The following is a 13,205-nucleotide window of genomic DNA, read 5'->3' on the forward strand; positions in this document are numbered from 1 at the left end:
GCAAATTTTGCTGGCTGACATAAGCGATATAGCTGCTTTCGGCATTTTCAGCGAACAGGTGATAAAATGGCTGATTTTTGATCGGCCGAATGGGCTCGGGTATCGATTCATACCATTCGTCGCTGTTGGCGAACACGGGATCGACGTCGAAAACTACGCCGCGAAAGTCAAAAATGCGGTGGCGGACCACATCACCGATGGAAAATGCAGCTTCAGCTTGTTCGGGAAGAGGAATTTGTGACGTCATACGACTAATATCATGCCTAATGCCGCGCAAATCAACCTTCAGTCTTGGCAAAGCGAAAAACATCGGTTAATGGCCCCGCTCTGTCATCAGGACGCGCCGGTTTGCCGGCAACGACCAGTCCTAATGATTTGCGGAGAGATGGCTGAGTGGTCGAAAGCACCGCACTCGAAATGCGGCGTGCCGGTGACGGTACCTAGGGTTCGAATCCCTATCTCTCCGCCATTTTTTGCCTGCCCTTATGTTTTGACAAAACGTGCATTTGGTCTCACGACTTACACGAAGTCATAAAGCCTGTCCGACCCAAGGAGACTGGGGTGTGCCGTAGGCTTTTTAACCGGGAGGGGTGCGCATGAAGAGGTTTGGTCCGATGTTGATGGCGCTGCTTGCCGCGGTACTGTTGGCGATTTTTGCGACGACCCCGCCGGAGGCAACGCCCAGTGATGCACCGCTGCGAAGCTTCTCTGCCACTCGGGCTATGGCCGATGTGAGGACAATGGCAAAACATCCGCACGTTACTGGTTCGGCGGAGAACGCAGTCGTGCGCGATCATATCCTACGCCGCATGGAAGCTCTCGGGATGGAAGTTTCGACCAGCACGGGCCTCATCGACGCCAAGGGAACAAAACGGCGCAATCATTGGAGCGGACGCAATGACCCACCAGCCACCTTGGTCAATTTAATCGGCATTCTGCCCGGGAAAAATCGCAACGCTCCTTCAGTCGTCCTGATGTCGCACCATGATACGGTTTGGGGCTCGCCCGGCGCCGCAGACGATGCATCGGGTGTCGCTGCAAGCTTGGAAGTCGTGCGCGCAATCCGCGCTCAGGGGCAACAGGAACGCGATCTGGTCATGCTGGTCACCGATGGCGAAGAACTTGGCTTACAGGGCGCGCGTCAATTCTGGGCGAACCATCCTTTACGCAAAAGCGCCGGCGCGGTTATCAATATGGAAGCACGCGGAGGCGGGGGACGGACGACCCTGTTTCAGACGTCACACCAGAATGGCGAAGCTATGCAGGTTTACGCCGATGCGGTCCGTCGCCCTGGTGCATCTTCACTTGCTGCGTTCATTTACGCGCTCCTCCCCAATGATTCCGATCTGACACCTGTCATCAAGCATGATTACGCCGCCTATAACTTTGCCTTTATCGGGCGATCCGGCCTCTACCATTCACCAATGGCGACGCCAGACAACCTTGATCAAGGCGCATTACAGGACATGGGTGGACAGGTTCTCGACCTAACCCAAGCGCTCCTAAAAACAGACAGGCTTCCCCAAAGGGCGCCTGATACCGTGTTTTTTGACGTATTCGGTTTGTTCACGGCGATCTATCCCGCTTGGCTTGGTTGGGGAATGATAATCATCGCGGCGGGCGGAATGGGCCTGGTCTTGCGGCAAGACGGAACAGCCGGTTTAGCCGCGGGTGTTGGACGTATGTTGGCGCTGATCGTGGCAAGCGCAGCGATACTCTTCGCGCTTAACCGCTTATCCCTTGGGCTCGAGCCCGCCAATTATTATGACCGCCTGGCCGCGATCCCTCGGCTAGAGATTATGGCGGTGTTGGGTTCGCTGGCGGCGTTTCTCACGGCTTTTGCCAGCTGGCGACCAAGTCGCGTCGGTGTCGTAGGTTCGGCGCTACCACTGTTTATCATGTGCCTTGCCGCGCAAGCCTTGGCGCCGACGGCAGCTTATGTGCTGGTTCTACCAATGGTGCTCGTCACCATTACCCTTTGGGTGCGGCATTCTGCCGTGCGGATTGGTATTGCGGCAATGGTCGGAGGCTACATGTTGGCGCTGGGTCACCAGTTGATGCAAGGGGTGGGGCCGACGCTTCCGTTCGTCGCAGCGTTACCACTGGCATTGGCCGTTTTATCGACACTACCGCTTTGGCCTGGCATCGAGGTTCGAAAGGCACGGGCCATAGCCGTTGTCACCTTGCTGGGGGCAGCGTCCGTTTCATTGTGGGTTTTACTGGACGCGCCTGCCGCGAGCCGAGCCGTTTATTCCGATAGCAAGCAGTGAACGGCGGTTTGCTTCGTACGGTCATCTTTGCGCCGTCACAGCATCATAAAGTCAGCAGATAGGCGACGACTTGTTCGCGCGCTTTGCGGTCTTGAATGCCGATAAAGGGCATTTTGGTGCCTGGCACCGTCTTCTTCGGGTCAGTTAACCACCGGTCTAATGTTTTGGCGTTCCACGTCAGTCCAGACGCCTTGAGTGCGGGGCTGTAGGCATATCCTGCAAGCGTGCCAGCGCGGCGGCCGCCGACGCCCGCTAGACTAGGGCCAAAGGCTGTCTTTCCAACCTGTGTCGAATGACAGCCAGCGCATACCGCAAATGCGGGTGGGCGTGCTTGCTGCGCCGTCGCCGGGCTAAATAGCGGGGTTGCCGCCAAAAATATGGGAAACGCGGCAAGAGCCACCGATAGCGGGAAATAGCGCACGCTTAGCCTCACCAGTTAAGTTGGTAGATAGGAAAAAGGCGACGGCAGGATGACCCGCCGTCGCCTTCAATTTGGGTTATTGGAAGCGATCTGCGTCCATGACCTTTGTCCATGCCGCGATGAAATCGGCCACGAACTTTTCTTTCGCATCGTCCGAAGCATATACTTCGGCGACGGCACGCAGCTCGGAATTCGACCCGAAAACGAGGTCGACCGGCGTTGCGGTCCACTTGGCCGCACCGGTTGCCCGGTCCTTGCCTTCATACAGGCCCGCATTCGTCGCCGACTTCGCCCAGACTGTGTCCATGGACAGCAGGTTGGTGAAGAAGTCGTTGGTCAGCGTGCCGGGCTTGCTGGTGAAAACACCGGCAGTCGAACCGCCCGCATTTGCACCCAGAACGCGCATACCGCCAACCAATACGGTCGTTTCTGCAACGGTCAGGCCAAGCAAGTCCGCCTTGTCGATCAGCGCTTCTGTCGGGCCGAAATAGGCGTCCGATGCAAAATAGTTACGGAAACCGTCGGCTTTTGGTTGCAGCTGGTTGAACGATTCCACATCGGTTTGGTCCTGTCCGGCGTCGACGCGTCCAGCCTTGAACGGAACGGTGACGTCCTGCCCAGCGGCCTTTGCGGCTTGTTCGATGGCCGCATTACCGCCAAGCACGATCAAGTCCGCGATGCTGACCTGCTGGCCGCCCTTTGCGCCCTTGTTGAACGCGGTACGGACGGTTTCAAGCTTAGCCACAACCTTGCTGACTTCGGCAGGGTCATTGACGGCCCAATCCTTCTGCGGCGCGAGGCGCAGACGGCCACCATTGGCTCCGCCACGCATGTCGGTCGAGCGGAAGGTTGAGGCCGATGCCCATGCTGTCCGCACGAGTTCTGCAGTCGTTAGGCCTGAAGCCAGAATGCTTGCCTTCAACTGAACGATATCCTCCGCACCGATGGTCGCATAATTGGCCTTCGGTAACGGGTCCTGCCACTTCAAGGTCACTTTTGGCGCGTCCTTACCAAGATAACGTGCTTGCGGCCCCATGTCGCGGTGGGTGAGCTTGAACCATGCCTGTGCAAAGGCGTCCGCAAACTCTTGCGGATTTTTCTGCCAGCGCTTGGTAATCTTCCGGAATCCGGGGTCTTCACGCAATGCAATGTCGGTTGTGAACATGATGGGTGCATGACGCACGTCAGGACGATGTGCGTCTGGAACCATGTTCGCGGCCGATGGATCGGTCGGGATCCACTGTACGGCGCCAGCAGGGCTTTTCGTCTTTACCCATTCAAAGCCGTAAAGATTGTCGAGATACTGCGTGGTGAATGCGATTGGGTTGGACGTCCATGCACCTTCAAGTCCGCTGGAAATCGTGTCTTCCGAATGGCCTTTGCCGCATTTGTTGGTCCAGCCCAAGCCTTGCTGTTCAATGGGCGACACGCCTGGATCACCGGCAACGCACTCTTCTGGCTTTTTGGCACCATGTGCTTTTCCAAAGGTGTGGCCACCTGCAATCAGCGCAGCTGTTTCGGCATCGTTCATTGCCATCGCACCAAATGCACGGCGGATGTCCTGAGCCGCGGCGAGGGGGTCAGGAACGCCGTTTGGACCTTCTGGATTGACATAGATAAGCCCCATCTGCGTTGCCGCCAATGGACCCTTCAAATTGCCCTTTGCGTCGCGGCGTTGGTCCGTCAGCAATTTGGTTTCGGGGCCCCAGAAGACAAGATCAGGCTGCCATGTGTCAATGCGACCGCCAGCAAAGCCAAGGGTTTTGAAGCCCATGTCTTCCATAGCCACATTTCCGGAGAGAACCATCAGGTCGCCCCATGAAAGTTTACGGCCGTATTTTTGCTTGATTGGCCATACCAAGCGGCGTGCCTTGTCGAGGTTTACGTTATCTGGCCAAGAATTAAGCGGTTCAAAGCGCATTTCGCCGCCGTCAGATCCACCGCGACCATCTCCGGTGCGATAGGTGCCTGCGCTGTGCCATGCCATGCGGATGAAGAACGGACCATAATGGCCATAGTCAGATGGCCACCAAGGCTGCGATGTTTTTAGGACCTTGCGAATGTCTTCCTTGACCGCATCAAGATCGAGTGTGGCAAATTCGGACGCATAGTTAAAGTCGTCGCCATAAGGGTTCGCGCGCGCTTCATTTTGGCGCAGCGCAGTCAAGTCGACCTTCTTTGGCCACCATTCCGCTTTTGGTTCGGCCGTTTCGGCATGTGCCGCAGATGCGAGGGCCACTGGTGATGTGGCGGCAAGCAACGCGACGAGGGCGATGTTGCGTATTTTCATGGAATTTTTCTCCCGTTTAACCGTGGACACCCATTTGGTGTATGTTGGTGTTACTGGCGATGCGTCGCCAAGCCCAACGAGATTGATTGGTCACAATAATCGATTGCGTTGATGATAGTGACCAGAAGCGACGGCCCAAGAAGGTTCGCAATATTGTGTTTTTGCTGACGCAATCTGCAGTCAGGTGGTTGAGCCCGCCTGTGCATTGACGCCATTTGGCGTGAAATACACATCTGACTTAAGGGCATCGACCGCCGTTGCGGCTTCCTGTTCCATTTCCTGAAGATAGGCAAAACGATGTTCCAAGAAGTCGGTTTCACTGACTTTTTCAAGCCTTCCGCATAGGCGCGATAGTGAACGGGCGCCCATATTGTTGCCGGAACTTTTGAACGCATGTGCGCAGAAACGGAATTCCGAAACATCGCCTTCCGCAACGGCTTTACGTAAGGGGCCCAGCGTTTGTTCGACATCTTCGACAAAGCCTTCGATCATCGCATTCACAAAAGCGTGATCGCCAATAGACAACAGATACTGGATTTGACCGTGGTCGATTGGCGCTCCAGCTGCTGGAATATTTCCAAAGATGGACGCGACTTCATCCAACGGATCGGTTGGTAATGGCTGGGGAATTGCCGCTTCATTCGTGTCGGCGCAGCAATATTTCTCGATGGCGTTGAGAAGCATTTGCGCGTCCACAGGCTTAGTGATGCGCATATCCATTCCCGCGCTTCGGCACTTGATCTCGGTTTCTGAAGTTGCGTCGGCTGTTATGCCGATAATCGGCAGGTGGTTTCGTCCGCCTTCACGCTCACGCCATATGGAACAGGTGTCGATGCCGTTAAGTCGCGGCATGTTCACGTCGATCAGCAATATATCGATACCACCCTTTTTCATTTCCTCAAGCGCTTCGTCGCCGTCCGTGACCATGACAACTATATGGCCAGCAGTTTCCAAAATTGCGGCTAGGACATTTCGGTTCGTCCGGTTGTCATCCGCCACCAATACGCGTTTGGGCGTGTAGCGCGTGGCCGATGGTATTTCGACGCGGTGCGTACTGCCCATGCCGGTTCGGTTGCGCAGGATATCCTGTTCAGGCGTTACATCACCGCGCAGCTTTCTCACAAAGGACCTCATTTTGCCGCTAGCCTGAATGGCTGGGCACCGTCCTTAAAAAGACGATGGAGGTTATGGACAGAAAGCGGACGACCCATCAGATATCCTTGAACCTCATCGCAACCGGAAGCGCGTAGCAGCGTGAACTGGGCCTCTGTCTCGACGCCCTCTGCGACGACCCGCATATTCAGCGCATGGGCCAAATGGCCGATAGTGGAGATGATGGCGCGATCCGTTGCCGACGTTTCGACCCGCGAGATGAAGGTTTGGTCAATTTTTAAACGGGTGGCCGGCAGGTCTCGCAAATATTGAAGTGATGAATAGCCCGTGCCAAAATCGTCGATCGAAATTTGAATGCCGCCCGCGCGTAAAGTTGCCAATTGCTCGCGCACCTTTGGGCTGTTGTCAATTAACAGCTCTTCGGTAATTTCAATCGCCAGCTTGCCGGGTGGAATGGCATATTTCGCGGCCAGATCGAGTATTTCGGAACACATGGCGGCATATTCAAACTGCTTGGGCGATACGTTGACGGCTATATGTGGAAGCTCGATGCCTTCTTCGGCAAACAACGCAATCTGTTTGCATACGGCTTCAATGACCCATGTGCCGATACGGCCAATTAAGCCCGAGTCATTGGCCACCTTGATAAAATCGGACGGGTACAAGCGTCCCCTGACCGGATGGTTCCAACGCAATAGAGCCTCAAGGCCTACATAATTGCCTGACGCGGTATCGACTATCGGCTGATATTCCAGGAACAACTGATCGCTGTTGAGCGCGTCACGCAGGTCGCTCTCGATGCCTGCATTCAATTGCGCGATGTGGTTCATGTGCGGGGAAAAGAAGCAGAAGCAATTTCGGCCCGAAGATTTGGCCTCATACATAGCAAGGTCCGCCAGACGCAGCAGTTCGTCGGGGGAGTTGCCATCTTCGGGGATAAGCGCGATACCAATGCTGCCACCGATGAGCTGCTCGACCCCGCCAATCATATAGGGATCACCGATTGTTGCGAGCAGTTCGGTGCACACGGCTGCGGCTTTATTATTGTCCTCGAGATTTTGGAGGACAATGGCGAATTCGTCCCCGCCGATGCGCGCGGCAAAGCCATTGCTGTCGAGCGCGGAGGTAAGCCGCTCGGCGACTTGGCGCAGCAAAACATCGCCTGTCTGGTGCCCGCGCGTGTCGTTAATGACTTTAAATCGGTCGAGGTCGAGCAGCAACAGCGCCGCAACCTTGCCGCTTGCCTTGCTCTCATCGATAGCGGTGCGCATCCATTGCGCAAGCAATGTACGATTGGGAAGGCCCGTGAGCATATCATGCAAGGCAAGATGCGTTCGGTGCTCTTCGGCGAATTTGCGCGCCGTGATATCAAGCCCGGTGGTCAGGACACCTATGGTTTGGTTATCTTTGTTCCGGAGCGGTGATTTGTTGCAGTGAAAAGTGAGATCAATGCCTTCACTGACAAATTTCTCTTCGAAATTAGGTAGAGAGATTCCCTTCTCCAAAATGACGTTATTCCGGCGCGTTTCGCGCTCAAGCAATTCGGGATCCATGATGTCCGAAATGGGACGGCCCACCAGTTGGTCGGGGTCGCGACCGAACAGCGCTGCCTGATAGGAATTTAAAAAGAGGAATTTACCGTTTCGGTCCGTCGCGTTGATCAAAATCGGCGTCGTGTCGATGATTTGCTCCAGCATCGACTTGCCGCCTTTATCGTCGCCGTCCGTGCTATCTGCGCCGGTCCGATTGGCCTCAAGTGATTGCTTGAGCTCTTGCTGCCGATAATGCTGGCCCAAGAGCAATAATGCGCGATCGCGAAATTCGATGTGGGATACGGGCGTTTGCAAAAAATCGGTCGCGCCGGCATCCAGCGCTGTAATGCGACATTCTCGGTCTTGCCGCGCCGTAATGATGATCGCAGGAATATGCGCGCCAGCGGTGCGTGAACGGAATTTGCTGATAAATTCCGCACCGTTCATTTCGGGCATGCGGTAGTCCACCACAAGCAGGTCTGCGGGCTCGGTCTCCAGCCATTGCAAAGCGTCAATCGCGCTGTGAAAACACTTCGCGGAGAACTCCGGACCCATCATCGCAACATATTGCGCGTAAATGCGTAAGTTGGTCGATCTGTCGTCTACAATGACAATGCGCGCATGCATGCCACAGCGGTATCGGCATAACCTCAAGGAATGGTTAAACCGCTGTTCGTGTTTCGCGGGCTATGTGTCCGTGCACCTGACCGAAGGTGTTTGGATTCCGACGGTTGCCAAAAACATGCGCTGGCCTTAGCAGTGGGGCATGCACAGCACGCCACATTATGAAGAGCAATATCTATCGTTGATGCGCCGCATTTGGACCGAGGGTGCTGTTCAGCGCGATCGGACTGGTGTTGGCACCAAAGCGTTGTTCGGCGCCACCATGCGCTTTTCGCTGGCGGACGATGCTATCCCGCTGTTGACCACCAAGCGGGTGTATTGGAAAACAGCGGCGCGCGAGATGCTTTGGTTTTTGACCGGCAACACAAATATCCAGCCCTTGCTTCAACAAAATGTCAAAATCTGGACCGACTGGCCTCTGGCGCGATATCGGCGCGAAATGGGCGAAGACATCACGCAAGAGGCCTTTGAGCAGCGCATTGTCGAAGATGATGCCTTTGCCGCGCAATGGGGCGATTTGGGTCCAGTCTATGGCGCGCAGTGGGTCAACTGGCCGCGTTATGAGGCCACTGACAACGGGCTATTCCGGCGTGCCGAGAAGGGCATCGATCAGGTCAGTCTGCTGGTCGAAAGTTTGAAGAACAACCCGGGTTCGCGCCGCCACATCATCGAAGGCTGGAATGTTGCCGAGCTTGATCAAATGGCGCTTCCACCTTGCCACAAGACTTACCAGTTCCATGTTGCGGACAATGTATTGAGCTGCATCTTGTTTCAGCGTTCTTGCGACCTGGGCCTCGGATTTGCGTTCAATGCATTTTCTGGTGCTTTGTTGACGCGGATGCTCGCTGCGGTCTGTGGGTACAAGGCTGGCGAGCTCATCTGGCAGGGTGGCGACGTGCATTTATATCTGAACCATGCGCCTTTGGTTGAGGAGCAGTTGAGCCGAACGCCGTCTGGCAATCCCAAGCTAAAGCTTTTGCGGACGCCCGACAGCGTTTTTGATTTCCGCATCGACGATTTTGAAGTGTCGGATTATCATCCGCAATCACACATTTCTGCGCCAGTTGCGGTCTAATTGTTCATTAGGACAGCGATATTGACCTAAACACCCATTTGAAATATTATAACAACCGTGGATAATAAACTGCCTGAGTCGTTTCGGGTACATAACTGCGGAGATGGTGATGGTGCACGGTATCAAGGACAATCTCGCGCCGCTTCATCTCCATGTACCGGAACCCAAGTTCCGCCCCGGCGATAAGGCCGATTTTAGCGACATCATTGTCCCCGAAGTGGACGCCATAACGCGTCCGGATGAGCACGCCAGCCCGGCGGATATACATGCGCTTGCTTATGGCCTTGTCCGCGTCTTGGGCGATGATAATCAGGCCGTTGGCAGTTGGAACCCCGGGCTTGATGCCGACACGCTGCGCGCCATGCTGCGCAAGATGTTGCTATTGCGCGCCTTTGATGACCGCATGTTCCGGGCACAGCGTCAGGGCAAAACCAGTTTCTATATGAAGTCCTTTGGTGAGGAAGCGACGTCAGTTGCAACCACGATGGCGCTGCATTCGGATGACATGTGTTTTCCAAGCTATCGCCAGCAAGGCATTCTAATTACGCGAGATTACCCGCTCGTTGATATGATGAACCAGATTTATTCCAACAGTGGCGATCGGCTGAAGGGGCGCCAGCTGCCCATCATGTATTCCGCTAAAGATTACGGATTTTTCAGTATTTCGGGCAATCTGACAACGCAATATCCGCAGGCGGTGGGTTGGGCGATGGCTTCGGCATCGCGCGCCGATACCCGGATCTCTGCAGTGTGGTGTGGCGACGGGTCGACAGCGGAAGGTGACTTCCACAGCGCGTTGACATTTGCCGCCGTATATAATGCGCCGGTTATCTTTCAGGTCGTGAACAACCAGTGGGCGATTTCGTCATTCTCCGGTTTTGCAGGCAGTGAGCGGACAACGTTCGCCGCACGTGCCATTGGCTATGGCATCGCTGGACTGCGCGTGGATGGCAATGACGCGCTGGCCGTCTTCGCCGCTATGCAATGGGCGGCCAACCGCGCGCGCACAAATGGTGGGCCAACATTGATCGAATATTTCACCTATCGCGGGGAAGGGCATTCGACGTCGGATGACCCCGGCGCGTACCGTGCGGCGGAAGAATATGCCTTATGGCCGCTTGGCGACCCTGTGACGCGTCTCAAGAATCATTTGATAGCGATTGGCGCGTGGAGTGACGAGCAGCATGAGGCGCTCATTCTGGAGCTGTCCGATTTCGTAAAGGCGTCCCAGAAAGAGGCGGAGCAGAACGGGATTTTAGGCCACGGCCTGCATCACCCAATGGAAAGCATGTTCGAAGATGTGTTCGAAGAAATGCCATGGCATTTGAAAGAACAATGCGAACAGATGTTGGAAGAACAACGCGATAAATTTGGCCCTGAATGGGAGGCGCGCTGATGTCTGAGCCCGCGACCAAAACGATGAACATGATTGAGGCGATCAACAGTGCCTTGGACGTGATGCTGGCGAAAGACCCGGAAGTTGTCATCATGGGGGAAGACGTCGGCTATTTCGGCGGCGTCTTCCGCGCGACTGCGGGGCTTCAGAAAAAGCATGGCAAAACCCGCGTTTTTGATACGCCCATCAGTGAATGTGGGATCATTGGTGTTGGAGTCGGCATGGCGGCCTATGGCCTTCGCCCCGTGCCCGAGATTCAGTTTGCGGATTACATCTACCCCGGCCTTGACCAGTTGGTCAGCGAGGCTGCGCGCATGCGCTATCGTTCCGCCAATGACTTTATCTGCCCCATGACCGTGCGTTCGCCCTTTGGCGGCGGCATATTCGGCGGCCAAACGCATAGCCAAAGCCCCGAAAGCCTGTTCACGCATGTCTGCGGGATCAAGACAGTTATTCCCGCGACACCTTATGATGCAAAGGGGCTGCTGATTGCCGCGATCGAAGACAATGACCCCGTCGTGTTTTTTGAGCCCAAGCGGATCTATAATGGCCCGTTCAGCGGCTATTATGACCGTCCGGTCGAGCCATGGTCCAAACATGACGGCAGCGCCGTTCCAGAAGGCTATTATCGCATAGATTTAGGCAAGGCAGCGGTCGTGGGGGAAGGGCAGGCTGTCACGGTGCTGACCTACGGCACGATGGTGCATGTTGTGAAAGCCGTCGTCGCCGAGCATGGCATTGACGCCGAAATCATCGACCTGCGGACATTATTGCCACTGGACATCGAAACCATAGAAGCATCGGTCAAGAAGACGGGCCGCTGTATGGTTGTGCACGAAGCGACCCGTACCAGCGGCTTTGGCGCGGAATTGGCTGCGCAGGTGCAGGAACGGTGCTTCTATCATCTCGAGGCACCAATAGAGCGTGTGACCGGATTTGACACGCCATATCCACACAGCCTCGAATGGGCATATTTCCCCGGCCCCGTGCGGCTCGCCCGCGCATTTGACAAGATCATGAAGGACTGACTTTATGCCCATATTCACATTCAACTTACCGGATATTGGTGAAGGCATAGCCGAGGCGGAAATCGTTGCATGGCATGTAAAGGTTGGCGACAGAATTTCTGAAGACCAGCCGCTGGCGGATATGATGACCGACAAAGCGACCGTCGAAATGGAAAGCCCGGTGGCGGGAATCGTGACCAAGGTTGCTGGCGAGGCAGGGGATGTCATCGCCATCGGATCCATGCTCGTGGAGATTGAAACCGCGACTGACGTCAGTCAGGTGGAAAGCACGGTACAGGTAGAAGCGGTTGCCACGGTCGAAGACGAGCTGCCACATGCGCCTGAGCCAGTCGCTACTGAACCAGCGGTCGTGCAGGAAAGACCTGCAGCTGTGCCGGTTCCGTCGCCTAGCATAAGCGCCGACCATAAGATTACGGCGTCGCCTGCAGTACGCCAACGTGCCAAGGAACTCGGCGTCGCATTGACTGACGTCAAGGCGGCAGGCGGGCATGTCCGGCACGCGGATCTCGACGCATTTTTGGCCTATGGAAGCGGGCAGGGCTATCGCGCATCCCATATCAGCGCGCGCCGTGACGACGAAAATGTCAAAGTCATCGGAATGCGCCGGCGTATCGCGGACAATATGGCGGCATCCAAACGCCACATCCCGCACTTCACCTATGTCGAGGAAATTGACGTCACCGCGATTGAAGCGATGCGCGCCGACCTGAACGCCAATCGCGGCGCAAGGCCGAAGCTGACGATGCTCCCATTGCTTGTCGTGGCGATCTGCAAGACCATCCCGCAATTCCCGATGATCAACGCGCGTTACGACGACGAAAATGGCGTGGTGACACGCCATGGCGCGGTGCATTTGGGCATGGCAACGCAAACCGATGCCGGATTAATGGTCCCTGTCATCCGCGATGCGCAGGACAGAAATATCTGGCAGCTTGCAACGGAAATTGCCCGACTTGCCGACGCTGCACGGAGCGGCTCAGCGAAAAGTGAAGAGCTGTCGGGCTCCACGCTTACAGTGACGTCACTTGGCCCCTTGGGCGGGATTGTGACCACACCTGTCATCAACCGACCTGAAGTCGCGATCATCGGGCCCAACAAGATTGTCGAGCGTCCGATGTTTGTCGGCGACACAATCGAGGCACGTAAACTGATGAACCTGTCGATCAGCTGCGACCATCGTGTTGTCGACGGTTGGGATGCGGCCAATTATGTTCAGGCGTTGAAAAAGCTTATGGAAACGCCGGTTTTGCTATTCGCCGATTAAAATTATTACGTCGAGACGTTGGTGGCGAAAAAGCTGGGTTTGGAACTCATTTGCCCGAAAACGAGCTTTTATGACAAATGCCGTTGACAGAATCTTGCGTCGCTTATAGTGCGCCCCCACCGCAAGTTAGCGGGTGTAGCTCAGTTGGTTAGAGCGCCGGCCTGTCACGCCGGAGGTCGCGGGTTCGAGCCC

Annotated in this window: 10 protein-coding genes and 1 tRNA gene; 6 read left to right on the forward strand and 5 right to left on the reverse strand. The window is 55.6% G+C overall.

Going from position 1 to position 13,205, the window contains the following annotated elements:
* Positions 1–247, reverse strand: a 247-nt coding sequence (gene hspQ / locus ACILQA_RS05945) for a heat shock protein HspQ (RefSeq protein ID WP_395628874.1), incomplete at its 3' end; no start/stop codon positions are given.
* 132 nt (positions 248–379) lie between these two features.
* Between hspQ and ACILQA_RS05950 the strand changes: the two genes are divergently transcribed.
* Positions 380–469 (forward strand) — tRNA-Ser (locus ACILQA_RS05950).
* A gap of 127 nt (positions 470–596) precedes the next feature.
* Positions 597–2,270, forward strand: coding sequence for a M20/M25/M40 family metallo-hydrolase (locus tag ACILQA_RS05955; protein ID WP_395628875.1), 1,674 nt, complete (start codon positions 597–599; stop codon positions 2,268–2,270).
* Positions 2,271–2,313: 43 nt separating this feature from the next.
* On the opposite strand, the gene ACILQA_RS05960 is transcribed toward ACILQA_RS05955, so the two are convergent.
* From ACILQA_RS05960 to ACILQA_RS05975, 4 genes are all read right to left on the reverse strand, one after another.
* Positions 2,314–2,691, reverse strand: coding sequence for a c-type cytochrome (locus ACILQA_RS05960; protein ID WP_395628876.1), 378 nt, complete (start codon positions 2,689–2,691; stop codon positions 2,314–2,316).
* 76 nt (positions 2,692–2,767) lie between these two features.
* Positions 2,768–4,981 (reverse strand): catalase/peroxidase HPI, encoded by a 2,214-nt coding sequence (katG, locus tag ACILQA_RS05965; RefSeq protein ID WP_395628877.1) that lies wholly within the window; start codon positions 4,979–4,981, stop codon positions 2,768–2,770.
* Positions 4,982–5,161: 180 nt separating this feature from the next.
* Entirely contained in the window at positions 5,162–6,103 is a 942-nt protein-coding gene (locus ACILQA_RS05970) for a response regulator (RefSeq protein WP_395628878.1), read from the reverse strand.
* Positions 6,104–6,111: 8 nt separating this feature from the next.
* Entirely contained in the window at positions 6,112–8,253 is a 2,142-nt protein-coding gene (locus ACILQA_RS05975; RefSeq protein ID WP_395628879.1) for a putative bifunctional diguanylate cyclase/phosphodiesterase, read from the reverse strand.
* Between the two features lie 139 nt (positions 8,254–8,392).
* Here ACILQA_RS05975 and thyA point away from each other — a divergent pair, with 139 nt between their 5' ends.
* From thyA to ACILQA_RS05995, 4 genes are all read left to right on the forward strand, one after another.
* Positions 8,393–9,325 carry a thymidylate synthase gene (thyA, locus tag ACILQA_RS05980; RefSeq protein ID WP_395628880.1) on the forward strand — a complete coding sequence of 311 codons (933 nt, stop codon included), beginning with the start codon at positions 8,393–8,395 and terminating at the stop codon, positions 9,323–9,325.
* Positions 9,326–9,434: 109 nt separating this feature from the next.
* Entirely contained in the window at positions 9,435–10,721 is a 1,287-nt protein-coding gene (locus ACILQA_RS05985) for a thiamine pyrophosphate-dependent enzyme (RefSeq protein WP_395628881.1), read from the forward strand.
* Positions 10,721–11,749: an alpha-ketoacid dehydrogenase subunit beta gene (locus tag ACILQA_RS05990; protein ID WP_395628882.1), complete on the forward strand. Its 1,029-nt coding sequence runs from the start codon at positions 10,721–10,723 to the stop codon at positions 11,747–11,749. Before ACILQA_RS05985 ends, ACILQA_RS05990 begins: the two co-directional genes overlap by 1 nt.
* A gap of 4 nt (positions 11,750–11,753) precedes the next feature.
* Positions 11,754–13,013 (forward strand): dihydrolipoamide acetyltransferase family protein, encoded by a 1,260-nt coding sequence (locus ACILQA_RS05995; RefSeq protein WP_395628883.1) that lies wholly within the window; start codon positions 11,754–11,756, stop codon positions 13,011–13,013.
* Positions 13,014–13,205: the final 192 nt, after the last annotated feature.

The organism is Sphingorhabdus sp. (assembly GCF_044239005.1).
Lineage (GTDB): Bacteria > Pseudomonadota > Alphaproteobacteria > Sphingomonadales > Sphingomonadaceae > Sphingorhabdus_B.

What these genes read in the sequence shown, in the direction of transcription:
- ACILQA_RS05990 (WP_395628882.1), top strand. Translation starts at nt 10,721, where the DNA reads ATGTCTGAGCCCGCGACCAAAACGATGAACATGATTGAGGCGATCAAC.
- ACILQA_RS05955 (WP_395628875.1), top strand. Translation starts at nt 597, where the DNA reads ATGAAGAGGTTTGGTCCGATGTTGATGGCGCTGCTTGCCGCGGTACTG.
- ACILQA_RS05985 (WP_395628881.1), top strand. Translation starts at nt 9,435, where the DNA reads ATGGTGCACGGTATCAAGGACAATCTCGCGCCGCTTCATCTCCATGTA.
- thyA (WP_395628880.1), top strand. Translation starts at nt 8,393, where the DNA reads ATGCACAGCACGCCACATTATGAAGAGCAATATCTATCGTTGATGCGC.
- ACILQA_RS05995 (WP_395628883.1), top strand. Translation starts at nt 11,754, where the DNA reads ATGCCCATATTCACATTCAACTTACCGGATATTGGTGAAGGCATAGCC.
- ACILQA_RS05975 (WP_395628879.1), bottom strand. Translation starts at nt 8,253, where the DNA reads ATGCATGCGCGCATTGTCATTGTAGACGACAGATCGACCAACTTACGC.
- katG (WP_395628877.1), bottom strand. Translation starts at nt 4,981, where the DNA reads ATGAAAATACGCAACATCGCCCTCGTCGCGTTGCTTGCCGCCACATCA.